This is a genomic window from Myroides sp. WP-1, assembly GCF_014145635.1.
In the GTDB taxonomy this organism is placed as follows: domain Bacteria; phylum Bacteroidota; class Bacteroidia; order Flavobacteriales; family Flavobacteriaceae; genus Flavobacterium.
Window position 1 is genome coordinate 1 of record NZ_JACHTC010000020.1, and the last position, 24,251, is coordinate 24,251.

Annotated in this window: 19 protein-coding genes and 1 pseudogene; 11 read left to right on the forward strand and 9 right to left on the reverse strand. The window is 32.4% G+C overall.

Translation table 11 applies throughout. The features are described 5' to 3' along the window. Positions 1-434 precede the first annotated feature (434 nt). From H4K33_RS14190 to H4K33_RS14200, 3 genes are all read left to right on the forward strand, one after another. Positions 435-1,310, forward strand: a complete 876-nt coding sequence (locus H4K33_RS14190; RefSeq protein ID WP_182650128.1) for a helix-turn-helix domain-containing protein — start codon at positions 435-437, stop codon at positions 1,308-1,310. Positions 1,311-1,396: 86 nt separating this feature from the next. Further along, on the forward strand, positions 1,397-2,614 hold the full coding sequence (locus tag H4K33_RS14195) for a TCR/Tet family MFS transporter (RefSeq protein ID WP_182650131.1): 1,218 nt from the start codon (positions 1,397-1,399) through the stop codon (positions 2,612-2,614). A 132-nt stretch (positions 2,615-2,746) separates the two neighbouring features. Continuing rightward, on the forward strand, positions 2,747-3,691 hold the full coding sequence (locus tag H4K33_RS14200; protein WP_182650133.1) for a hypothetical protein: 945 nt from the start codon (positions 2,747-2,749) through the stop codon (positions 3,689-3,691). Between the two features lie 64 nt (positions 3,692-3,755). On the opposite strand, the gene H4K33_RS14205 is transcribed toward H4K33_RS14200, so the two are convergent. Next, on the reverse strand, positions 3,756-4,121 hold the full coding sequence (locus H4K33_RS14205; RefSeq protein WP_182650135.1) for a hypothetical protein: 366 nt from the start codon (positions 4,119-4,121) through the stop codon (positions 3,756-3,758). Between the two features lie 400 nt (positions 4,122-4,521). Between H4K33_RS14205 and H4K33_RS14210 the strand changes: the two genes are divergently transcribed. From H4K33_RS14210 to H4K33_RS14220, 3 genes are all read left to right on the forward strand, one after another. Continuing rightward, positions 4,522-5,766 carry a serine hydrolase gene (locus H4K33_RS14210; RefSeq protein WP_182650137.1) on the forward strand — a complete coding sequence of 415 codons (1,245 nt, stop codon included), beginning with the start codon at positions 4,522-4,524 and terminating at the stop codon, positions 5,764-5,766. 347 nt (positions 5,767-6,113) lie between these two features. Beyond that, the gene (locus tag H4K33_RS14215; protein ID WP_182650139.1) at positions 6,114-7,088 is read left to right on the forward strand and encodes a 3-oxoacyl-[acyl-carrier-protein] synthase III C-terminal domain-containing protein; all 975 of its coding nucleotides are present in this window, start codon (positions 6,114-6,116) and stop codon (positions 7,086-7,088) included. Between the two features lie 463 nt (positions 7,089-7,551). Further along, on the forward strand, positions 7,552-8,769 hold the full coding sequence (locus H4K33_RS14220) for a DEAD/DEAH box helicase (protein ID WP_182650200.1): 1,218 nt from the start codon (positions 7,552-7,554) through the stop codon (positions 8,767-8,769). Positions 8,770-8,929: 160 nt separating this feature from the next. Here H4K33_RS14220 and H4K33_RS14225 read toward each other — a convergent pair whose 3' ends face one another. Beyond that, complete coding sequence (locus H4K33_RS14225; protein WP_182650141.1) at positions 8,930-9,505, reverse strand: hypothetical protein; 576 nt, start codon at positions 9,503-9,505, stop codon at positions 8,930-8,932. 279 nt (positions 9,506-9,784) lie between these two features. Between H4K33_RS14225 and H4K33_RS14230 the strand changes: the two genes are divergently transcribed. The 3 genes from H4K33_RS14230 to H4K33_RS14240 all read left to right on the forward strand — a co-directional run bounded on the left by H4K33_RS14230 (position 9,785) and on the right by H4K33_RS14240 (position 13,126). Continuing rightward, positions 9,785-10,648 carry an AraC family transcriptional regulator gene (locus tag H4K33_RS14230; RefSeq protein ID WP_182650143.1) on the forward strand — a complete coding sequence of 288 codons (864 nt, stop codon included), beginning with the start codon at positions 9,785-9,787 and terminating at the stop codon, positions 10,646-10,648. Between the two features lie 212 nt (positions 10,649-10,860). After that, the gene (locus H4K33_RS14235) at positions 10,861-12,357 is read left to right on the forward strand and encodes an acyl-CoA dehydrogenase family protein (RefSeq protein WP_182650144.1); all 1,497 of its coding nucleotides are present in this window, start codon (positions 10,861-10,863) and stop codon (positions 12,355-12,357) included. A 232-nt stretch (positions 12,358-12,589) separates the two neighbouring features. Continuing rightward, positions 12,590-13,126 (forward strand): hypothetical protein, encoded by a 537-nt coding sequence (locus H4K33_RS14240; protein WP_182650146.1) that lies wholly within the window; start codon positions 12,590-12,592, stop codon positions 13,124-13,126. Between the two features lie 162 nt (positions 13,127-13,288). Here the strand turns inward: H4K33_RS14240 and H4K33_RS14245 are convergent, their stop codons facing one another. After that, positions 13,289-13,942: a hypothetical protein gene (locus tag H4K33_RS14245; protein ID WP_182650147.1), complete on the reverse strand. Its 654-nt coding sequence runs from the start codon at positions 13,940-13,942 to the stop codon at positions 13,289-13,291. A gap of 392 nt (positions 13,943-14,334) precedes the next feature. On the opposite strand from H4K33_RS14245, the gene H4K33_RS14250 reads away from it, so the two are divergent. Then, positions 14,335-14,862 (forward strand): DoxX family membrane protein, encoded by a 528-nt coding sequence (locus H4K33_RS14250; RefSeq protein ID WP_220485334.1) that lies wholly within the window; start codon positions 14,335-14,337, stop codon positions 14,860-14,862. 169 nt (positions 14,863-15,031) lie between these two features. On the opposite strand, the pseudogene H4K33_RS14255 reads toward H4K33_RS14250, so the two are convergent. Further along, positions 15,032-15,319 (reverse strand): annotated as a pseudogene (locus H4K33_RS14255) (JAB domain-containing protein). Between the two features lie 537 nt (positions 15,320-15,856). Between H4K33_RS14255 and H4K33_RS14260 the strand changes: the two are divergent. Beyond that, the gene (locus tag H4K33_RS14260) at positions 15,857-16,258 is read left to right on the forward strand and encodes a YbaK/EbsC family protein (RefSeq protein WP_255493757.1); all 402 of its coding nucleotides are present in this window, start codon (positions 15,857-15,859) and stop codon (positions 16,256-16,258) included. A gap of 254 nt (positions 16,259-16,512) precedes the next feature. Here H4K33_RS14260 and H4K33_RS14265 read toward each other — a convergent pair whose 3' ends face one another. The 5 genes from H4K33_RS14265 to H4K33_RS14285 all read right to left on the reverse strand — a co-directional run bounded on the left by H4K33_RS14265 (position 16,513) and on the right by H4K33_RS14285 (position 23,885). Then, positions 16,513-17,424 (reverse strand): hypothetical protein, encoded by a 912-nt coding sequence (locus H4K33_RS14265; protein ID WP_182650149.1) that lies wholly within the window; start codon positions 17,422-17,424, stop codon positions 16,513-16,515. Positions 17,425-17,942: 518 nt separating this feature from the next. Continuing rightward, positions 17,943-18,959 carry an endonuclease NucS domain-containing protein gene (locus tag H4K33_RS14270; RefSeq protein WP_182650151.1) on the reverse strand — a complete coding sequence of 339 codons (1,017 nt, stop codon included), beginning with the start codon at positions 18,957-18,959 and terminating at the stop codon, positions 17,943-17,945. Positions 18,960-18,986: 27 nt separating this feature from the next. Further along, positions 18,987-20,591, reverse strand: coding sequence for a putative phage abortive infection protein (locus H4K33_RS16675; RefSeq protein ID WP_182650153.1), 1,605 nt, complete (start codon positions 20,589-20,591; stop codon positions 18,987-18,989). Next, positions 20,575-22,512 (reverse strand): ATP-binding protein, encoded by a 1,938-nt coding sequence (locus H4K33_RS14280; protein WP_182650155.1) that lies wholly within the window; start codon positions 22,510-22,512, stop codon positions 20,575-20,577. Before H4K33_RS14280 ends, H4K33_RS16675 begins: the two co-directional genes overlap by 17 nt. Next, positions 22,512-23,885 (reverse strand): SIR2 family protein, encoded by a 1,374-nt coding sequence (locus tag H4K33_RS14285; RefSeq protein ID WP_182650158.1) that lies wholly within the window; start codon positions 23,883-23,885, stop codon positions 22,512-22,514. Before H4K33_RS14285 ends, H4K33_RS14280 begins: the two co-directional genes overlap by 1 nt. Positions 23,886-24,251 lie beyond the last annotated feature (366 nt).

The following is a 24,251-nucleotide window of genomic DNA, read 5'->3' on the forward strand; positions in this document are numbered from 1 at the left end:
AAGGTGGGAGAGTATGTCGTCGCCCTTCTTTTGAAAAGCCTGATTACGTAAGTAGTCAGGCTTTTTTGTTTTTGGTTATCAGTGAACTGTTAACTATGATCAGTGGCGAACGAGAGTTCGCTTTTTTTTTGGTAAGATGGTAAGATGGTGAGGTGGTGAGATGGTGAGGTGATGAGGTGATGAGTTGGTGAGGTGGTGAAATCGGAACGCAGTGAAAATCGAAACGCAGTGAAAATCGAAACGCAGTGAAAATCGAAACGCAGTGTAGATTCATCGAACACCAAAACAAATATAAACTAGGTGAGATATATTCATCAAACACTAAAACCAATATAAACTAGGTGAGATAGATGGTGAGTCGCTCAACAAACAACGAACAGTTACAAAAAACGCACAACAAACAACAAACAACAAACAACGAACAACAAATCTATATGGCTTTATTTATTACATTAGATAACGTGTATAAGCATTATAATGTAGATACCGTAGAAAAAACAGATGGAATAATTGTTTACCATCAATATGGCAATGTTATTGGTAGTTACACCAAAAACAGTCGTTTATTTGAGGGTTTGTTGCTTGGATTTGTGTTAAAGGGAACTATGACAACCCAAATTCACTTTTCAGATTATGAGGTGCAGGCCGGAGATATTGCAGTAGTGCCGCCTCAGGTAATGATTGAAACAAAAGCATTAAGTGAAGATGCTGAAGTTTTGTCTATAGGACTTTCTTTAGATTTTATTTCGACATTTCCAGTATTGCGTGAACTAGTTATGAAAGATCAAATTAGGTGGCAACCCCTCGTAAGATTAAAAGATGAAGATTTTTCTTTGCAAGTAGAGTTACTTCAACTCGTAGAGAAGGTGTATCACAGAAAAGAGGGGAGTAGTAAAACGGAAATGCTTCGACATCTTGTGATGGTTTTAATGAACTTGGTTCTAGAGTATTACGAGGATAAACCTATTCATGCTATTCAAACAAAAAATCGCACACATGAAATCATTGATGCGTTCTACAGCTTAGTTAGTACTTATGCTCATACACATAGAGACGTACAATTCTATGCAGATAAACTTCATTTGAGTTCCCAATATCTATCGACTTTTTTAAAACAAAATACAGGTAAGTCAACACTGCAATGGATTGATCATATACTCGTTTTACATGCGAAAACACTACTTAAATCAACTTCGTTAACTATCAAAGAGATTAGCCATGAATTAAGTTTTGCGGATACGAGTGTATTTTGCCGTTACTTCAAAAGAAACACCGGTGTTTCTCCTAAAGTATTTAGAGAAGAAGCTTAAAAATGAGGATGTGAGGTTTAGAAATTGTACCTAAAACCAACAAAAGTATCAATGCTTGATTTAATAGCTGTTTTTACTTTTATCCCATGAAAAAAACAGATAAAAAGGCAGCCGTTGGTTTTATATTTATCACTTTACTGCTCGATATTACAGGTTGGGGAATTATTCTTCCTGTAGTTCCTAAACTTATCAGTGAACTGATTCAAAGTGATATTAGTGAGGCTGCCAAGTACGGAGGCTGGCTTGGATTTGCCTATGCCTTTACTCAATTCGTGTTCTCTCCTATTGTTGGTAATTTTAGTGATCGCTATGGTCGACGACCTATCTTACTTCTATCGTTATTTGGATTTGCATGTGATTATGTATTGTTGGCTTTAGCCCCTACGATTAGTTGGCTGTTTGTAGGACGAATTCTTGCAGGATTCACTGGTGCGAGTATTTCTACAGCAAGTGCCTATATTGCTGATATTTCAACGGATGAGAATAGAACAAAAAACTTTGGTGTGATTGGAGCGGCATTTGGTTTAGGCTTTATAATTGGTCCTGTTCTAGGTGGATTATTAGGCCATTATGGATCTAGAGTCCCTTTTTATGTTGCAGCTGTACTGTGTTTTCTCAATTTTTTATATGGGTATTTTATTCTTCCTGAAAGTTTAGCTAAGAGCAAAAGAAGATCCTTTTATTGGAAGCGTGCTAATCCGATAGGTTCTTTTAAATTTTTATTTCAACACGCTAAAATAGCCAACTTAGTTGTTGCGTTGACCTTAGTTTATATCGGACTTCATGCGGTACAAAGTAATTGGCACTTTTTTGTGATGTACAAATTTAATTGGACAGAAAGAACTCTTGGGGTTTCTTTGGGATTTCTCGGTCTGCTGATTGGTTTAGTACAAGGGGGATTAATTCGATGGACAAGTCCAACACTTGGAGAGAAGAAAAGTATTTATATCGGATTGTTGTTCTATGCCTTCGGACTTTTATTATTTGCTTTCGCTGAACAAGGCTGGATGATGTTTGTGTTTCTACTCCCGTATTCTTTAGGTGGTATTTGTGGCCCTTCTCTTCAGGCTTTAATTAGCAAGAGTATACCCTCTGATCAGCAAGGTGAATTACAAGGAGCTTTAACAAGTTTAGTAAGTATTACTTCTATTGTAGGACCTCCTGTTATGACTAATTTATTCTACTATTTTACCCATGAATGTACACCTTTTGAATTTTCAGGGGCTCCATTTTTTTTAGCTTCAATCCTCATGTTTGTTAGTGCAATCGTGATATATCGAGGCTTTAAAAAAGATAAAATATAATGTGTTAGTATACCGTAGCTATAGTTGTTACGCTTATCTTCAAATGATCAGGATAAAATCACTGGTTTTAGGGAGGTATAGATAATTTGTAAAAGCTTTACTTTGAAAATGTAATAGCAATATAAAAACATTATGGAAAAGGTAGTAGATCGATTAATTCAAGTGGGTAGATTTGAAGAAGGACAAGGGCTTAGCTTAGAGGATATTAAAGCATTAAATGAACGTTTAGAAAAAGATATTCCTGACTTTTTTATCTCCTATCTCCAATTTTTTGGATTTAATGATAATTTATTTGGTGGGGTTTTTAATGAGGAAGCTGATTTTATAGAGCAGAATGAAATGATTCAAGAATTAGGGTTTACTGAATATGTTGCGATAGGTGATGCTTACAATGAGAATCTCCTTGTTGTACATGGTGAAAATCAGCAACTATTTTTAATAGAGGATGACCATTTGATTGATTTACAACTGACTTTTGTCGACTCGTTATTTCAAGTGGTTGAGTCTTTAGATTCTAATAGATTTGAAATCATACAGCAAGTTAGTTCTGTTTATGAGAGCTTTCAGGATCGTAAATCGCTATTGAAATCTACTTTTATGCAATACTTTAATCAATTGAAAACGACTATTTCCAATAAGGAGGATCAGTTGTATGGTGTAGTTATTGCCAAGAATAGTGAAGGTAGTCTTTATCGTTTATGTGCAGGAAGTTTTAATACCTTTAAGTCAAAAATCAACGGAGAAACGATTAATTATAATGAGTTGTGGAACCCTGAAAAAATGGATTATCATCAAACGATGGAGAGGAATGAGGTCTTGGCTGATTGTAAAACTGAAGTTGATTTTAAGGCTTTGGATTTACTTTTTTTGGATGTTTTACGCGATTTAAAAGAAGAAGGCTATTTTAATGATCAAATGGATCGTTTTTCTATTTCTATTCAATCTGGCGATGTGTATTTATTTCCAGAAGATTCTCATGATGAGTCTTTAATGAAAGAGGCTAGTTTGGAAACAAAAATCAGAAGATTTTGGGAATCACCTTATGATCGCACTCGAGTATTAATGGAACTATTGTAGTCACAGTTGTTGGTCTTTTTTGACGGATTTATTGATAAATTTGGTGCTTGAAAACGAGTGCTTTTTACAAAGTACTATGTTCTGTGGCATTATGCCAAGTGTAACTACAAAATCTACATTGCTTTGCATGTGGTGTTCTTGTTAGTTTGCCACATTTCGGACATGTATTGAGAAAAATTTGAGTCGGATACCTTTCTACTATTTTTTTTGCAGTTTCAAGTTCAAAGTTTTCATATCCCTTTTCAAGTAATGTTTGGATTTCTAGATCATCAGTTATCCAACCTTTACTTTTATACATTCGCATACCTTTGGAGTTTTGGTTACTTTCTAATTTTAGTATTGTAGAATATTTTTTCCATGCTAACTTTTCTTTGTAAGGTAGCAAATGGAAAAAATAGGTTACAATGTAGTGTGCGGTTTCTTTATCCATTTTCTATGATTCAATAATTAATTGTATTTTCATGATAGTTAGAAGAAGTTGAAAAATATTTGATTTTACTAAAGATATGAATTTTACGATAGCTAATGAATCTTGGTAGGTAAGTAACGTCTGTTTGGTTCTTATGCAGATAGTAGAATAATTTTACTGTGTTTATAAACGGCTGTTGTTTGAAAAGCAAGAGAATACAACTTTGTGTATTTATTAAAGCGAATCGCTAAACATTACCTAGCGTCGTGAGATAATAGGGAAAAAATATAACGTATTAGAAATGAAATGTTTATTATTGTTAGTGAATAAATAGAACAAGAGGTGGAGAGTATATCCGTATGTTGTAAAGCAAGAAGGACAGCTTTTCTGCGTTAAATCAATTCAATAGATTCTTAGTTTGATGAAAAAAATAGTTGTTTTAGTTTTATTAGTTGCGTTTTCTATTTCTTGTAAGAACGAGCGTGCACAGAAAAAAGAACAGGAGATATCTTATATAGACTCACTGACATCGGATATTAATAACATCTATAAACACAGTGATTTTAATGGACTTGCTGTTTCTATTGTCAATGATAAAGGGATATTGTATCAGCAAGGGTTTGGATATGCAGATGTTGCAAATCAAATCCCCTATACTGAACAAACCATTCAAAATATAGCTTCAGTTTCTAAGGTGTTTGTTGGAATAGCGTTGTTAAAGGCTCAGGAATTAGGAAAGTTAAAATTAGATGATCCTATTAATACCTATTTGCCGTTTAAAGTACTAAACCCTAACTATCCTGACGAGACAATAACAATTAGACATTTAGCTACTCATACCTCGAGTATTGTAGATAATGAGTTTTATCTCAGCAAGAACTATATTTTAAAAGAAGAAAAAACTAGGATAGATTCAAGTTTGGGTTTTGATGATATGCAAACGTTTAATCCGGCTGATTCTATTATTTCAATTGGCCTATTTTTACAAAATGTACTGGTGCAAGGGGAGAAATGGAACACAAAGGAGACGTATTCTAATTATAAACCAGGATCGATGTATGAGTACTCTAATATTGGTACAACATTAGCTGCTTTTATTCTAGAAAAAGCAACTGGTGAGCGATTCGATGATTTTACGCATAAGCATATTTTAGAGCCTTTAAAAATGAAAAATTCTGGATGGCATTTCGAAAATGTGAAGCTCGAAAATTATACGAAACTGTATGTGGATAAGGAAACAGTACTGCCATTGTACCACCTGATTACATATCCTGATGGAGGTCTTATTACATCCGTTCACGATTTGAGTTTGTTTCTAACAGAATTAATAAAAGGATACAATCAAAAAGGAACATTATTAAATCAAGATAGTTATACAGAATTTTTCCATCCACAATTAAAAGAGATTCATTTTTTAGAAAGAGAAGAACAGAACCCCTACAGTGAAAGTTATAATGTAGGGATATTTATTGGTTTTGGATTTTCTGGTTATATCGGTCATACAGGTGGAGATCCAGGAGTAGTTTCTCTCATGTTCTTTGATCCAAAGAATAATACAGGTCGTATTCTGATTTTAAATACTTCTTTTTCAGGGCAGAAGGGAAGCCAAGATTTTTATGGAATATGGGAGGCGTTAGATAAGTATAAAGGTGTGTTAGCCAATTAAATTTAGTGTACACTTTTTTGTTCTTCAAATGAGCTAGATCAGAATCGTTTTTATGTTACGTAAAGATAAAAAAGGAGGGATAGCAATAAATATTTATGAAATGTAGGTTGTGGTAAGTTCGATTAGGTTTTTATTGAATTATATAAAGGTTTTAGTGTTATATCCTAATAGGATAGGCTGTTTATATTGTTTATTTCATCAAGAATTACACCTAAAACAAGATTCCAACTATTTTTTTATATTGTAAAAAATAAGTAAATATTAACTTAATTAAAACTTAAAAAAACAATTTAAATCTTAAATTCGTTTCATACTATTTTTTTATTATCAACAAAACCCCTTATAGTATGAAACTAAAACACATGTATTTTCACCATCCTTCAAAATTAGAAAACAATGAAGCGGTGATCGAAAAATTCGAAAACCAAGGTGTTTCGATGAAGAAGATTCAAGAAGCCCTAGGGAGAACTAACCGTTATGTAGTTGCAGGTGATTCACCTGAAACATCGCTTTCCTTGGGGATTGACGCCGCAAAAGGAGTATTAAAAGAAAGCCATACTTCTATGCAGGAAATTGACATCATTGCTTTTGTAACCTGTACACCAGAGCACCAAATTCCCAATGATTCGATTTTCATTCACCAAGCCTTACAAGGCAAGCCCGAAACGATGTGTTATGACATCAACGCCAATTGCATCGGTGCATTACTCGCTTTAGATCAGGTAGCCCAATATCTAAACAACAGTAAAACCGCACAAAAAGCTTTGGTTATCTGCGCTGAAAAAATGTCGAGTATACTTGACCAAGAAAACCCCGTAACGGCTTTTTGTTTTTCTGATTCTGCCTTTGCGTTTATTGTAGAAAAAGACAATACCTCGGCAGGATTAATAGATGTTCATTATCACACCGATAGCAGTTTTTGTAATACCGTACTTTTTCCACCTAAAGGACATTCTTGTTTTGCCACGGGAGAATTAACGATGTGGGATACTTCTTTTGACGGAAGTGGTAGTGTAGAATATGCAACCAATAAAATTGAAGATTTCTTGCGTCGCAATGAACTTACCACAGCAGATATCAGCTTGTTTTTATTTTCTCAATTGTCTTTAAAGAACATTGAGATCATCAAAAATCACTTTGGATTACCTGATCATAAAGTTCCTTTTTACTCCAAAGAAATAGGATATTCCGGATCCTCAAGTCCACTTGTTGCCTTAGATCAACATCAGCAGATCGTTAGACCGATGAAAGAAGGAGAATATGCCTTGATTTGGACCTTAGGTGCAGGATATCAAGCGGGATTAATGCTCTGGAGATTTTAATTTCAATTTAAAGTACATCCTACTGTATACCTTAAAAACCGATAGCCAAGCTATCGGTTTTTTTATGCTATTTTTTTGCATGAAAAATTTATTTCTGAAAGTAATAAAAGACAGTTGCCTCTCTATTTTTTGTCTTCTAGTAATCTTTTAGTTCCGCTCAACCAGCTTGTGGATTTTATTTTAGCGCCTAGATAACCAGTAAAACTGTTTGGTAAATAGAGCTACATTTCCTTGTAAAGGGAAGTTTTGGATGAAATACACAGGTGAGTGGTGTTACTGTAAAGGATGCTTTTTGATGTGTATAAAACGAATAAGGTAAAATAAAAGGAGTCATTCGCAAAAGTTAGCAAGAGAACCCCGTTATTTGCAAGATGAAAAAGAGGTGAAATAAGTTAACTACTCCAAGTTATTTCAACCTGATACAATGGAGTATTGGAAATACTGGGCTTTTGGCCCATCGACTATGACTTTTAAACAATTAAATATAATCCAACCTATCCTAAATGCAATTGAGGAAATTGGATATGATCAACCTACTGCAATACAGGCACAGAGTATTCCTTTTATTTTACAAGGACATGATATTATAGGGTGTGCACAAACGGGAACGGGAAAAACGGCTTCTTTTTCCATTCCCATTTTACAGCTGTTACAGCAGCAAGTAGCTCCAAAAAGAGGAATTCGATCGCTTATTTTAACCCCTACAAGGGAGTTGGCTATTCAGATTGATGAGAATTTCAAAGCTTATGGGAAACAGTTAAAAATAAAGCACGAGGCTATTTTTGGCGGGGTGTCTCAACACAAGCAAGTAGGACAACTGAAACGCGGTGTGGACGTTGTTATCGCAACGCCAGGTCGTTTGTTGGATTTGCTGAATCAACAGTTGATTTCCCTTCAACATGTAGAAATTGTAGTGTTAGATGAAGCTGACCGTATGTTAGATATGGGATTTGTCAAAGATGTGAACAAAATATTTACCAAGATCCCCACAAAAAGACAAACGCTATTTTTCTCAGCAACCATGCCTCCAGAGATTAAAAAATTAGCCATGCAACTCGTAAAGAACCCGAAAGAAGTGCATGTATCTCCTGTTTCTTCTACTGCTGTAACGATTGAACAAGGCGTTTATTTTGCAGAAAAAGACGACAAGTTAGATTTGCTTTTTACTATATTGAAGGATGTGTCTATCCAGCGTTCCTTGGTATTTACACGAACGAAATATGGAGCAGATCGATTGGCAAAAAAAATGATAAGCCTAGGGATTTCTGCCGCTGCTATTCATGGTAATAAATCACAAAATGCTCGACAGCGAGCGCTTAGCGATTTTAAAGCGAATAAAATACGTGTATTAATTGCTACAGATATTGCCGCTCGAGGTATTGACATAGAGGAATTACCTCATGTGGTAAACTACGAATTACCCAATATTCCGGAAAGTTATGTACACCGAATTGGACGTACCGGACGCGCTGGAGCTTTAGGTGTTGCGATTTCTTTTTGTGCAACAGATGAGATCAAAGACCTAAAAAAGATAGAAAAAGTTATTGGCATTAAGATTCCTGTGTTGTCAAATACTCTTCCTATGTCGGTGTCGCAACCCGTGGAAAAAGTAAAGCAGGCTAAGAAGCGAAATAAACGCAACAATAGACCTAGAAAACGCCCAGGACAAAACGATAAATAAGCATAAGTAAAGCGTGTTGTCTGGAAATACTCTAGCCAATGGAGGTTTGTTACTAAAGTTTAATAAACGGTTTAAAAAAACATTAGAAGTCAATTTATCGTTGACTTCTAATGAATAGTACAATGAAATAAATTCGTTTATAAGCTTTTCTATTTATGCGTTAGCTACGTTTATTCTTATTGATTTCATCTTGAAGCTGACGTCTAATTTTTTGTTCGCGCTCTAAGGCTGACTTTTTGTATTCTTCGAGTTCACTTTCGGCATCTAGTTGCTTTTTACGGGCTTCTTTTGTTGTGGTGAAACTTCTTTTGTATTGCGTAAATAAAAGGCCTAAAATCAAGAGTAAAATAATAATAATAGACCAAACGATGACTTTAAACGTACTTTTGTGTGTACTGATACCAATAAAATCAAGATTATTTTCTTGCTCTAGGGCGTGTGTTAGGTCTTTTTGTACTCCTTGTAATTGATTGGATAAGGAGTCAATGGTCGTTTTTTGCTCAACAAGTATCTGGTTGTTTTTCCCGATCGTCGTTTGTAAACGCGCAATAGAATCTTTTACATTTTGTTGGATATGTAGTAATTTATTTTTCTCTACTACCTTGTAATTCTGCCAGTTATTGGACTGACTAAGGAGGGTGTTAAACTGACTTTCGATTGTGTTTGTCTCGCTTTGTGCATAGCTTGACAAGCTGTAGGTTAGTAAGGTGGCAGATAAAATAATTGCTTTTTTCATTCATTTAATTTTTGAGTTTTTTCTATTTGCCTATATTAAGTGCGAATTATTTCGTTGTACAAACGTAAAGATATCTAGAAAAATAAGGGTAGACAAGTATTTAAGGAATAGAAAAAATAGAAGGGAAAAAATAGGTGGGTGTAGATAGGTAACAACGATCTAGTTGTGTTTACCTCGAACGGATCCTGAGGCTAAGGTTGTATTTGACATTTCAAAAAACACCTGTTTTTCATGGTTAATTCAATTCAATTGTTGAACTTTGAATAAATACCATTACGTATGATAGACAATCAAATTAATGCAGATGAGTTTGTTTCCAAGTTCATGGACATGGGTAGGAATCATTTGATCTATATTCGTACTCCCATTAAAATTTTTTCCCTCAAGGATATTGCACCTTACCTCAAAATTCCAATTCCACCTATTTTCTTTGGGTATAATTTGTTGATTCACCTGACGAAAGGTTATTTTACCCAACGAATTGATTCGACGACATTTACGGTAGAAGCGCCTGCGGTATTGCTGTGTAATTATGGTTATATTTCAGCCATTGAATCTGTAGACAAATCGGCAGAAGGTTATTGTGTATTGATTAAAGAACACGCGATGACTTCCATGTTCCGTGAAACACAGATTTTGAATATTTTTACCATCTCTCCTTTGCTCAATCTCAATGCACAAAACAGTGCGGCACTTAGTAGTCTGCTTGATTTATTGTATAGTGAAATTCACAGTGATAAGCCCTATAAAGAGCTGTATGAAAGCTTGTTTAAAACTATTGCATTGAAGGTGATTAAGCTGTCGGATTCAACGACATCCATCGAGCGTAAGCAAGAGATTGCCATTGCGTTCAAGCAACTCGTCCACTTGCACTTTAGCAAGCACAAAACTGTCGATTTTTATGCCGATCAGCTCAAAGTGTCGATCAATTACTTGAATCGCTGTGTTTCTGCGGTGTATAAAAAATCATCCAAGCAACTTATTTTAGAAATTGCCATTATTCACAGCCAACTTTTACTGCTGGAAACCAATAAAAGTATTGCAACTATTGCTTATGAACTTGATTTTGTTGATCCGTCTTATTTTGCTCGACTTTTTAAAAAGCATGTAGGTATTACTCCTTCCGAATACAGGAAGATATAGTTTTTATTGTTTGTTACTGATGCACGATTTGTCCTAGTTTTAATCTAAACTATCATATTTGTTCCGCAATCAGCTTCTTACATTTGTTCCATGTAGTGTTTGATCTTTTTTATTCTTATAAATGGCTCGATCGTCAGTCAATTTTTTGACACATAAGGGGAGAAGCTGTCAAGCACAACTGTAGATTTTTTAATTGAAAAAAGGAGATAGTTATGGATGCAGTAATAGAACACATCGATTTTAGTACGTATATCGCAGAATTCAAGAAGCGATTGAAGTATTTGTTTCGCGAAAAATACAATTATAATGATATGGGGTTAACGCGTGATTTTCCGACTGAATTAATGGAGGAAATCATGGAGGAAAAGCCATTGGCAGTGGCTATTCCGACTATGCACGGTGGGCGAGGAGTACAAGTAAAGGAGTGCTTGCAAATACTTGCTGCCGCGTCGTATGAGTCGTTGCCTTTGTCGTTGATGTTTGGGATTAACATTGCCCTTTTTTTAGAGCCTCTCGCGAAGTACGGACAACCAGCTGTACAGCAACGCGTCTTTCACCAGTTTATGGAAAATAAGGCTATGGGGGGGTTGATGATTACGGAAAAAGCTCATGGTAGTGATGCCTTGAATATGAAAACGGCCTTCGAGCAAAAGGAGGGAATGTTTCACATTAAAGGTCAAAAACACTGGCAAGGTTTGAGTGGTGCAGCTGACTTTTGGTTAGTAACTGCTAGAGAAAGCAAAGCAAATGGTGAATTATCTCGAGATATTGACTTTTTTGTTTCTGAAAACAACAGAGAGGAACAACATATTCCCATGACCCATCGCTACAATAACCTTGGGTTGTATGCGATTCCTTATGGTATTAACGAAATTGATATTGCCGTTCCTTCAGAACAAAGATTAATAACTGAAAGCACGGGAATTAAATTAATGCTTGATACGCTACACCGCAGTAGATTGCAATTTCCAGGAATGGGGTTGGGCTTTATTCAAAGGCTGTTAGACGAATCATTAGCGCATTGCCAGGAAAGACAAGTAGGGGGAGTTCCGTTGTTGAGTATTGATTCAGTGAAAAATCAAATTGCCAAGATTCAAGCGGCTTATACGCTGTGTTCGGGTATGTGTATTTTCAGTGTAGCGACAAGTGGCATTGAGAATGATTTGGCTTCGATGAGTATTGAAGCGAATGTACTCAAAGCGGTTGTGACGGATTTAATGCAAGAATCTGCTCAAATTAGCTTGCAATTAGCAGGTGCGAATGGGTATCGCTTGGATCATATTGCAGGGCGATCTTTAGTGGATTGTAGACCCTTTCAAATTTTTGAGGGATCTAATGAGATGCTGTATACGCAAATTGCGGAAGGAATTGTAAAGCTAATGCGAAAAGCGAAGGAAACTAATCTGTATCGCTTTTTACAAGGGTATGAACGCACGAATGTAAGTGTGGATTTATTTCGAACGTATTTTGATTTTACGGTGGATAGTACAGTAAAACAACGCAATATGTTGCTCATTGGCAAGATGCTTTCTCGCGTTATTGGTTTTCAATTTGTGTTGCAAATGGACGACTTTAATCCGCAGTTAGTGGAGATTACTCGTCAACAGGTTGAAGCGGATTTAGCCGCTTTTTACGGACAATTTAAAACTCAAAATGATGTAGATCCTATCTTGGATTATCAGGTGAATTCAGATTGGACGCGTTTTTAAATTAAGGCGTTTACGCTGTTACATTATAACAAAGAGTCAAGTAGCTTGCTACTTGACTCTTTTTGTGGTTGTATAACTAGCTGTTGAACAGGTAAAAAAAATTACCTTTTACTGCGTAAATAACTTTATTTTTTCAACTTCATGTGCTTAAACAGTCATGTGCATTTTTATAAAAATTAGCGCTATTTTATCCGTATCTTTAAAACGCGATTAAATAAATAAACAAAAACATATGAAAATTGGGGCAGATGCTTTAGGAGTAAGCAAAAAAGACGCAATCAAGATTGTAAGTTTAGTTATTGTAACTTATTGCCTTTTGGGAGTACTACTGGATTGGGTATTCGATCGTGACTTAGTTGCATGGTATTACTATTTGGTGAAAGGCGTGTTTTTTGGTGTATTTTTCTCCTTAGTGTTTTACTTCTTTATCAAGAAGATGACCAAAGGAATTCTACTCAAATTAGATTTACCTTTAGGTGAAGGGGAAGTCTTAGAGGCTTATGGCGTAGCTAACTTATTTTTAAAAGGACAGGCCATTGGTGGAAAACTAGGGATAACACAAGACTATTTACTCTTTCATTCACACAAGTTTAATTTTACAAAAAAAACGGTACGCATTGCCTTTGCTGATGTGCAAACCATTCAACCTTGTAGAACACTAGGAGTAATCGATAACGGGTTGAAGGTAAAATTAGCGGATCAAGAATGTCGTTTTGTGGTTAATGATCGAGCAAAATGGATGGAATTGTTGCAGGTGAAACTAAAGTAAGCTATCTTTTTTCTCCAATTATATGTGTGTCGTTAGGATATCCATGCAGCACATGTATAGTAGGACATGGATATATTCAGTTGTCTTCACATGAGAAAAGACCATATTTCGTATTCGGATAACTGTTGTTTACATTTATTTCGTGCTGCATATTCTTTTATTCTAGGGTTTACTAGTTTGCCCATTTACAGTGATAATTTTTTCTACTACATCCCTAAATGTATGTAGGGATCCAGTGTTGAGTTTAGGTGAAGAAAAAAAGTAATTCAAAGATAATGGACTTTTATTCTCTATTGGATGGTAGTCTAATACTTCAAATACTTTATTTCCTCTAGCTAATATTCCTATTTGTTCAATCATTTCAGAAAAATGATCATGGAGATAGGGAGCAATAAGCGTAGAAGGTTTTATATCGTCCACCTTAACACCTCTTCGTGCTAAATATTTCTTTAAGGTTATAAATACAGAAGCACGTAAACAAGGGGCACCCAATAATTGAATGGGGGTAACAGTTGTAAATGAGCAATGATTAGCGATCAATTCGCATACCTCTCGCAAGGTTCTTTTTCGAGCAGGTGTTAGAACCGGTTCCCACTGTTTTTCTGATAAGGTGAGGTTAAATTCGTCATTCAAAAAACGAGAAAGAGGTCTCCATCGCATCAGGTCTCTAGCACATCTCCAATCACTGACTGTTGTATTAAAGTTTAGTATAATAGTTTCATCAGCTTCAAAGTCTAAAGGACTACAAATACGATGTTCCTCTATAAAAATGTTGAGGATATCGATCGCATTCAATTGTAGAGGTAGGATGTTCATGACCACAATAAAGATTATAGGCTAAGATAATCAATAGTTGTATCAGTAAAAATAGAAGTTGAGCATTATTTTGCCTCAGATGAAGAGCACACACTTTATAAAACTAAGGAATAATCGAAACAAAAAAATCATAGTAGTTTGGGAAACAAGAGTGTAAATAAACAGAAGCTAAGAGGACTAGAAAATGCATCTTAACTTTATTATTTATGGGATTAATCCTCAAACAGAAATTCTAGAATAAGGGTTGAAGTTTATTTTGCTTACTGATAGAATAACTTTTTTTTTTGTGTTTACTTGTGATGGTACTAATTCTTTCAAGCGTATTTGTAACAAAAAAAGTTTTGTTCGACTAATTAGCATAAGAAATGATAACGAAATAAAGGATCAGAAATTTGATTGTATATAGTAAAGTAAGGCAAAGTAAAATTGCAGAGGTAATTATTATTGGTATTCGCTTTTTAGTTGGATTTGCTTTTATCCCCTCAGGATTAACTAAGTTACTGAATCGCCGTTTTACTCCTCTAAGTGCGGATGATCCAATAAGCTATTTTTTTGATGCACTATATCAAGCCACTTTATATTGGAATTTTCTTGGGTTTTGCCAAGTCTTTACTGCTTTTTTACTGTTTACTCAAAGATTTGCTACCTTAGGAGCTGTACTTTTTTGTGGAATTATTTGTAATATTTTCGTTATCACAGTAAGTATGAATTTTAAGCTTACCTGGGTTATCACTTTGCTGATGTTGTGCGCAGGAATTCTATTATTAGCTTGGGATTGGCATAAAGTTAAAATACTTGTAGGCATTTATCCTAGCAAGTATGAAATAGAGAATTATAAATCTCCTTCTTTACTTTGGCAAATAATCGGTTTGCTATTGTTTATTGTTTTTACAATTCTTATGCGCTCATTTACAGCCTAGTTTGCGTTGGTATAAGATGAAAATCAGAGAGTGCATTGCAATAACAAGAAGCTCATTCATAGATCAAGATTGATCTTAGATTAGTGCTTGTATTTAGAAAGTATTAATGGAACTCAATTACAAAGATAAAGGCGTCATAAAAAGAGACACCTTCATCTGCAAAAGAGTACTAACCCTCAGAAGTTAGTATTAAATGATCTAAAAGAGCAATATCAAGTATTTGGATTGCTTGTTTAATCTTTTGAGTGATGTGTTTATCTTATTATTATGAAAGCATAAGTACTTTAAATTGCTCTAATAGTTCAATCTTATTTTTATCCCAAGCTTTTGAATCTATTTCAAAAGCTGAATGAGAAGAGTCTATTCTCGGTCTTTCAGATGCTTTAACTTTAGATTTGTAGATTAGTTCTATCTCAGATGCTATTAACCAATTGTTGTTTAAAACTGTAGATTCCATAATATTATATTTTTAAATTAATTATGGAGCAGCTACAGGTAATGCTTAAACAAGCTCAAAAAGCAACGCAATAAAGCGTAGACAAGGTCAAGCATTTATGGGGGAATTTTTTGAAAGCGAACCGCGGAGCATTACCTTGCTTAGTGAGAGAATTGATGAAAAATAAAACAATTACTAGCTTAAAGAACTAAAATATAAGACTACTTCTTCTTATTAATCAAATGAGCCAATTCTGGATCATTTTCAATGCGTTTTAGCTCTGATTCCAATTGCTCAGCATCAAGTTTAACTTGTCTGTCATTTGCTTGAATCGTTTCATCTAATAAATGCTAAGATTTTGGCAAGTGCTTTTAAATCGTCTTCTGATTGCATAATAACTATAATTAAGAGTAACTATTTTAAAGTAGTAGTGTACCAATCTAAAAGTTTGAAATTGGAGTTATAAGGTAGTATTTGGCTTTAATAAATAGTAAGACAGTATGATTAAAACTTCTCAATTGTATTATAATTCCTATTTTTAAAACCAATATAATTATTATGAACCATTTAAAAGTGAAAGACTATCTGAAAAGCAAGGGTTTTGAAGATCGTTTTATTGAATTTAAGGAGAGTACAGCTACTGTAGATGAAGCTGCAATTGCGATTGGTTGTGATAGTGACCAAATAGCAAAGAGTATAACGCTTTATGCCCCAGAAGAGGGAGCTGCTATTCTTGTCGTCGCTTCAGGAAATAGTAAAATAGATAATAAAACTTTTAAAGATACTTTTGGTATCAAAGCAAAGATGCTTAAATATGAAGATGTAGAAGAGTTAGTAGGCCATCGAGTAGGGGGAGTCTGTCCTTTTAAGGTGAAAGAATCGACAAAAATCTATTTTGATATAAATCAAGATAAGAAACGATGCAAACTACCACTAAAAACAAAGGAGGAAGAAAGATAAAATCCAATCCTAAAAAATATAGACATGTTTTCAGACTCACTGAATCTGAAAACTAACGATTGCTTGCTTTGTTCGCATCCTCAGGAATGACAAACAAAGCAAGCTTTCTTGTTTCTATGCTTTTAGATGGACGGATATTAAAGTTTATTTAAGTGCAAGTTGAACTAACTTAAGATTCTTATTATCCGATTAGTTAGGGGGATACTCTAGTTATATGCTATGGTAAACACTTCAAATCAAGGCTAATTGTTGACTTAAAGCTCCGTCCAGTTTAATTCCGTTCTATATTTCTTGGTGAGGGCAGGATCCGCTGATTCAATGCGTTGTATGTTGTATTCTTCTTTTAAGTAGGGAGGAATATCCTCAACAGATATGAGTCCGAAGATTTGATTTTTATCCGCAAGAAATTTGATCGAATCTATATTTCTAAACTTTACAATGGGAAGATCTCTTTTGAGATAAGAAGCTTTATAGAAAGGATAAATCATATCGAAAAAGGTTGTGAAGTTTTGTTGAAAGTTATGCACCTCAACAATTTCATACGGTTTTTGGATTAATGCAAATGAATTTCCAGTAGGCATGGAACCAATTGACTCTGAAATGCTAATTAACGTTGTAGCATTCTCTAAAACGTTTTGCTTAAATAAGATTAGTATAGAATCACGTTTTTTTTCCTCTAATTGTAAAGAATTGTAAATATCCATTAGCGTTTTTGTCATAACTTGATCCTTTTGTTTTAGGGAGTTTAACGTCTGTATATCCACTAACTTATCTAAATTATTGGACAACCATTTAGGGTGATTTTCGATATACATCTTTTTAAACCAAGGGGCTAATTCACCAGCGATGATTGCTTGGTAATAGTTTTCCTGACCAGAGAGATAGGAAACATTATATCCATAGTGGAGTACTAATAACTCCAAAGAAGATTTAAAGAAATCGAGATCCTGGTATTGAAACATTGCTTCTAAGTTTCGATTGAGCACCTCAGGATTGTATTTATTATCCATATGTTTTAATGCTTCAATGTTTCTTTTAAGTACTGTATAATCGGATTCGTCTTGAATATATGCATTGTAAATAGTAGAGATTAGGGTATCTCGAGGTGTTTGAGCACTAGTATAGGCAGCAATAAATAGGGCAATTAAGGTGAGGCTTATTTTCATACAATGATAGTAATCGATTGGTTATATTTATACTCTCTCAAATATTAGGATAATTTTTGATAAAAAAAATCGGTTTTTGATATAATATAAATGAACTGTGAAAATTTCCGATTAAAGGATTTTTGGTCCTTAAAAAAAGTCATATTTCTCATGATGAATCGGATTGTTATGAACTTTCAAGGGTTCCTATCGATTTAGAAAAGAGGATATTTTGCAGAAGAAGAGAAGTGATTGATGTAAAATAATAGCTAGGAGAGTTTGAGATTTTTAAATCCTTTATCGTATTCAAATCTTACCTCTTGGTAATTTTCTTTGTTTAAGTGTGATGTTCATAATTTTCTATATTAGGTTAGGGAGGCTCATTTTGTATCACATTTGTACCACATAATTTTAAAGTGTGGTACAAATGTGGAAAATAAGAACATCTTATGGTAGGTTATTTATCTCGATACAATATATTAGATGTATTGATTTTTAGGTAATTGTAAGAGTTGTGTGATCCGTATGTGGTGAATATATTAATTATTAAGTTGAATATCATATCCTAGTTCTTTTGCTTTTTCTAAAAGATTATTAATATTACCTATTCCCCATTGTGTACTGACTACTATTTTAGTTTTATCTGATAGCTCAATTACTTCATCAGCTCCATCAAAATATCTTTTTCCTTTTAGATTCCCATTTTTGTACTCTTCTAAAGTACGTATCACACCTATTGAACCTTGTAAGTTATCCGGAAAAATATTTTTTAGATGTTCTATAGTAATTGATGGATTATCTAAGATATATTGTTTTATTACTTCTAAAACTAACCTACCTTTTCTAAACATATTATTTTTGAATTTATAGGTTGAATAATCTCTTGTACTATTAATTTGATTTTTTACTAAATCTTTTTCCTTTTCTTTTTTCTCAATTGCTATCATGTAATCATTAGATTCTTTTAAAGGTAATAAAATATCAATATCAATAAAGTATTGATTATTACTATTTAAATATGGCTGAATTTGAATACATTTAATATCAAGCCCTTTGTTTCTTAACCACAAAACACTTGAAGTAAGCTCCTTAGAAAAATTTGTGTTTACTAATATTATTCTAATGTCTTTTCCAAATTCGATATTATCTTCATTATTTAAAGTTAAAAATTCAGAAATGAAGTATCTCGCTTTAGAAGAATCCTCGCTATTATTTGATAAATATTTTTCAAAAGCAATTATAGCATTTTCATATGTCATCATTGATAACATTGCAGCATATCTTATAGCTTGAAGGTCCATGTGAAAACCATCATTATCTCTTTTTAATTCAATAACAACAAGATTACCATCTCTGTCAATTGCCAATAAATCTAATCTTTTTTTAGACTCTTGCCAATCTGAATATTCTTCAGATATGATTAGTAAATCTTCACCTAAAACATCTATTTGTGTTTTAATAAGTTGCTGTAAATTCTTCTCATTAATATTAATCTCCTTAAAACTAGAAGGAGAAATAATTTCAAAACTATTAGCTTTATATTCGAAAAGTGCCATGAAATTTTGTTGTTTTAGTTATAATAATTAATCGAAAGCTTCAAAAAAATTTTCACGTTTTTCTTCTGGTATATTTAAAATTGTGTATACATCAATATCATCATCGATTAGTGTTATTTTCTTTAAATTATGAATCATTTTATATTCAGAAAAAAAATGATTCTCTTGGTTTTCCCATGCTAATCCAAATTCACTATACCAATTGTAAAAGAGCATAGTTTGTTCATATTCAGACATAGTTGATCTTAATGTTCTTAAATAATTCAATTTTTGCTCTTTTGTCAAATTTAAATCTTTATTTTGATTTACTACAAAATTCACAATTGAATAAAGATTTCTATAGTATTGAGGTAGGAAATGTAAATAACCTTGAAATGGTGTATAATTTAATTTTACCCATAAATTTTTATATTCATTCTCTTTATTAGTATAGAAATTTTTAAATACTTTAGTTCCATTTTTCTTATGAATTTTCTTTATTAATTTTAATTTACTTATGGAATTGATAATTATTGATCTATCGATAAGAATTGGAGTATCAATGTTATTTTTATTATTTTTTTGATTGTTTTTTACTCTGTATATGTTATCTATTATCTTATTGAATATCAAATTGTAAGATCTTAAGAAAATAATAAATGTATATTTATTAGGAGTATTGTTCTGAAAGCTAGTTAAATTCGTCTTATAAGGGATGTTATTTATTTGTTCTGTTTCATCTTCAAATAGCTTATCTTTATTGTAGTCAATATCTTTACAATATTTGTTTAGTCCCCAGAACATTATTTTATATGCTTCTCCAAATAAAGTATACTTAACATGCTCAGTTAATTCTATTTCTTTAATGTTTTCAGATTCCTTAAAGGACTCCAATAAAACACGGTAAATAACTTTAAGTTCAACTAGAAGTTTTTGAAATACTATGTGATCTTTGGTTACATAATCAATAAATTGAGTTTCCTGCTCTAACTTTATTTTTTTATTGAGATCTAAGAGCTTTTCAAAAGAGTTATCTTTTATGATAGTCAGCATATCTATTGAACTATTTTTAGGATTTTTATAACCTATAATAGAGAATTTATCTTTGTTGTTAAGATATACATCTATCATTTTGTATAACTGACTTTCAAATTGTTGCATTCTAAATTGTTTTTGTACTTGGCCATTAGCTTTATATTGAATATAAAATGCTAAGAATGTCAATAAAGCTCCTAATAATCCTAACCAATAACCAAAATATCCTCCTATAAAATCACCTATGTCACCAAGTTCGAATGATTCTTTCTCGGATTTTTCTATTTTATATTTTATTGGATTATTTAGATCTTTAATTAGTACATTTTGCTTAGTTGTAACTGTGTCATAAATAGGATTAATCTCATAGGATTCAGTTTGGTTATTAATTACCTCTAAAGGGGAAGTATTGTATTTTATAGAAATATTATCGTCAAGTTCATTGTCCTTAAAATAATTATTTGAGAGAGTATAGGTTTTGAAACCAACATATACTACTATAAGTAATAATAAATAAATAATTAAATTATTTGTGATTGGATTATTGGCAATATTTAACCAATTTGATTTCTTAAAAAACTCAATCTCTCTAAAAGATTCTTTAATTATTCTTTTCACTTTTAAACCATTCTTTATTTATTACACAATTTTTACTATTAGGTTCTGGATTTGGTTGGTGTACTTTAACTTGTAAAGGCATTGGTACACAATTACCAAAAATCAAAACTTCTCCTGGCATAGCTTGTTTTATTTTAGCCACATAGTCATCTGTAAAGTATGGCAATACAGAATAGATATATTTCATATCCACTTCATTTTGAATACGATGTATAAAATAGTTTCCACATTGTGATAAAACAGTAGAGGACAACTCAGAAGGGCGTTGAGAAGAAACAATCAGATACAAGGCATATTTTCTACCTTCTCTGGCTATACGTTCAAATATATTGTCGCTTAATAAATATGTTGCATCCTTACGAATATAACGATGTGCTTCATCTAAAACTAAATGAATTGGATTGCTTACTCGATCATTTCCATTTTTACTCTTACGTACATCAAATAGCAAGCGACTTATTAAAGATGTTGTTAATTCTAGAATATCATTGCTTAAACCGTTGGTATCAATCACAATTAATTGATTTTTTGGTTCATTTCCGATACCAAAATATTGTTTTAAATATTGTTCTCTATTTAAGTCAGGAACACCTTCTTTCAAGAAGGTACAATCTGAATTGTGTAAGAAATATTCTAAACGGGTTAACATCGTAGAAGTATACTCTCTGATTCGTGTATTACCTTTACCTTCTTCATCAAGTAATACTAAATCACAAGCAGATTGTAAGAATTTATAATCAAAATAATTTCCTCCTTCAAGTTTATGATTTTCAATATCTAAAGCCCTTTCTATGTTAATATGTTCATCAAGGGTATTAATATAATCGTTTAGTTGGTTATTATTGTCTCCATAGCTAATATTACTACAAGCTCTTAATTCCACTATAAAATTTTTAAGCTCCTGTTTAGTAGCCGTTTCAGTATTTAATGAATTAAAAATTTGTTCAATATTAAATAGTATACTTTGTACGGCAGTCATTTTTGAAGTGTCAGAGTCAATTCTCGAAATCACATTCCTGATGATTGTGATAAGTTTCCACTTAAAATAATTAATGTAAATAAAATCATCTTCTTCGCCATTATTAAATATTTTATAGAATTTATACGTCTGTTGTAATACTTTATCCCAGAAAGGTTTTTGAGTGCGATCAGAAGCCATTAAAAAAGCCAACCATTCATCTAAATTCATTAGGTAATATGGTAAAATAAATGTAGAATTTCCTATATCTTGATCTTCATTTTTGTTTGGAATATAATATTTTAAAAAGGAATTATTAGGAGTAATACTATTTTTAAAAGCGCTATGATATTCCCCATTTACATCAAATAAAATTGTTTTAGATCCACTTGCAGAAAATCCTTCTTTTCGGTAAATTGATTGTAGAATATGGCTTATAGTATTTGATTTTCCACTTCCAGAATTACCCAATATAGCTGTATGAATATTAAATAAATTATTAATATTTAGTTTGATTTCGTAATTAATTAAATTTTTTGAAGAACCTATTGCTATCGATTCGTGTACAGTATTTGGACCTATAAGTTCTTTTTCTGTTTCTAAAATACTTTTAATATCTTCAAAAGTTACAATATATACATCAGCATATAAGCTTGGATATACTCCAATACCTAAATGAAATTTTTTCTGATGATTAATACTTCCTATAGGTTTTACTATTAATTCACGTGAACTATCCAAATTGTAATTGGTATACATCTTACTTTCAGTCGTATGATCTAAAATCGCTACAACTTCACATATAATCGTTTCACCAATAGCGTTGGTAGTTTTTAAAAAGCTACCAATATTTCCAAAATAGTAAATTTGACCATTTATACTGATTGTCGAGTTTTTGGTTGTGTGGAACATTTTGACTCTAAAGCGATCAAATTCGACTGAAATAACTTTACCAACTTTCATTAATTCAACTCTTTATATTGTTTAATAAAATCCGCTAAAACATCATCTTGTTTCTTGTATAAGTTTACATCTGGTATAAAGTTGTCTACGATATATTTAAAATAATGTATTTTTTCTGGCTTTGAAGTGTTTATGTCAGTTTGTTCAGTAGATTCGTCAGTTTGTTCAGTAGATTCGTCAGTTTGTTCAGTAGATTCGTCAGTTTGTTCAGTAGATTCGTCAGTTTGTTCAGTAGATTCGTCAGTTTGTTCAGTAGATTCGTCAGTTTGTTCGGTAGATTCATCAGTTTGTTCAGTAATAGAACTTATTAACTCTCCATATATATTAATTATCCGATTATCTGTGATTTTAGTAATATTACCTTTAACATTGCCGAAAATAACTACATTTATTGTAGAATTGATTGCCAAAGCTTGATAAATAATATTATTAATATGTTCATCACTAAAACTATAACCTATAACAAATAATACTGTATGTTGCTCAAGCAATTTCTTTTGAAATTCTCTAAACATTTCTACATAAGGGCTTCCTAAACTTTTATTTTGTTTTGTTGGGGCTGGGTAAACTAACACACTTCTTGTTGGATCGTTATCTTTTGAGTAAGGTATTTCCTTAATTTTAAAAAATGAATTGGTATTATTTTCATCTTCTGTCCAATTAATAGATCCGTGTATCTTATACAAGTAAACCATATTCTCAACAGGTTCAAATTTTTCTATACTTGTATCCATTCGTTTAGAGTAGGTATAGTTAAATAACCCTGGATTAAAAAGTTTCGTTAGCCCCCCCGAAAATCCATTGATGTAATTGATGTTTAACGAATCCATAGCATATTCATTAAACAAGTCATTATTCGTGGTAAATACATTTATACGAGCTAAATCTTTATTTCGTAAGGTAACTTTTTGATAAAAAGCTTTGTAGGTTTCTAAAACGTTCTCATTTTCAGAAGCATTGATATTAATATTGATAGACGTGAAAATTTCTTCTTCGATTAATTTAATTAATAATACACAAGGATTATCTTTTAATTCATCTTCTGTTAAAGTTGATTTCAGAAAATTATGTTCAGAATACAGTAAACCTAATACTTCTTCTAAGTTGTTATTTATTAGTTTTGGATCTAATTGTTCAAAGTATTCTTTTAAACTTTCATTTCCTTCCTGATCAAGCTTAGTAGTAACTTGTTCGAATAATTTACTCATAATAGGAATAGCACCATTACTTGTACCTGCTCCAAATAAAAAACAAATATTTTTCATATTAAAGAGCTCTTGTATCTTTCCTTTTATTATCTCTATTTTTTTATCAGTAGAGTCGTCTGTATTAGTAAAAACTGATTGTCCTCCTTGATTATATATTATACTCATAATTCTATTAACGAAAATTGTAAAAAATTAACTAAAACAAAGAAAAGGAAAATAAAAGAAAGAACTTCAAATAATTATGTGAAAGCAAGTATTTTCTTAGATAAGTAAAATCTTCCTTACATTTGCATTAGAAAATATTACGAACAAGGGTAATCTATCGTTATTGGTTTATCGTAAATTTCGACCTTCAGATGACAATCAAAATAGCGATAGACTTATGTCCATGCCTTATATTGGCGTGGGCTGATTCTGTCTGGTTAGGTATCTTAGTAACTCTCTTAAGACTTGATTTTAGTTTCACTCCTTATTTATTAACTACAAACCAACGCACTATAAAAAAATCAGTATTCTTATTATCAATTCTAT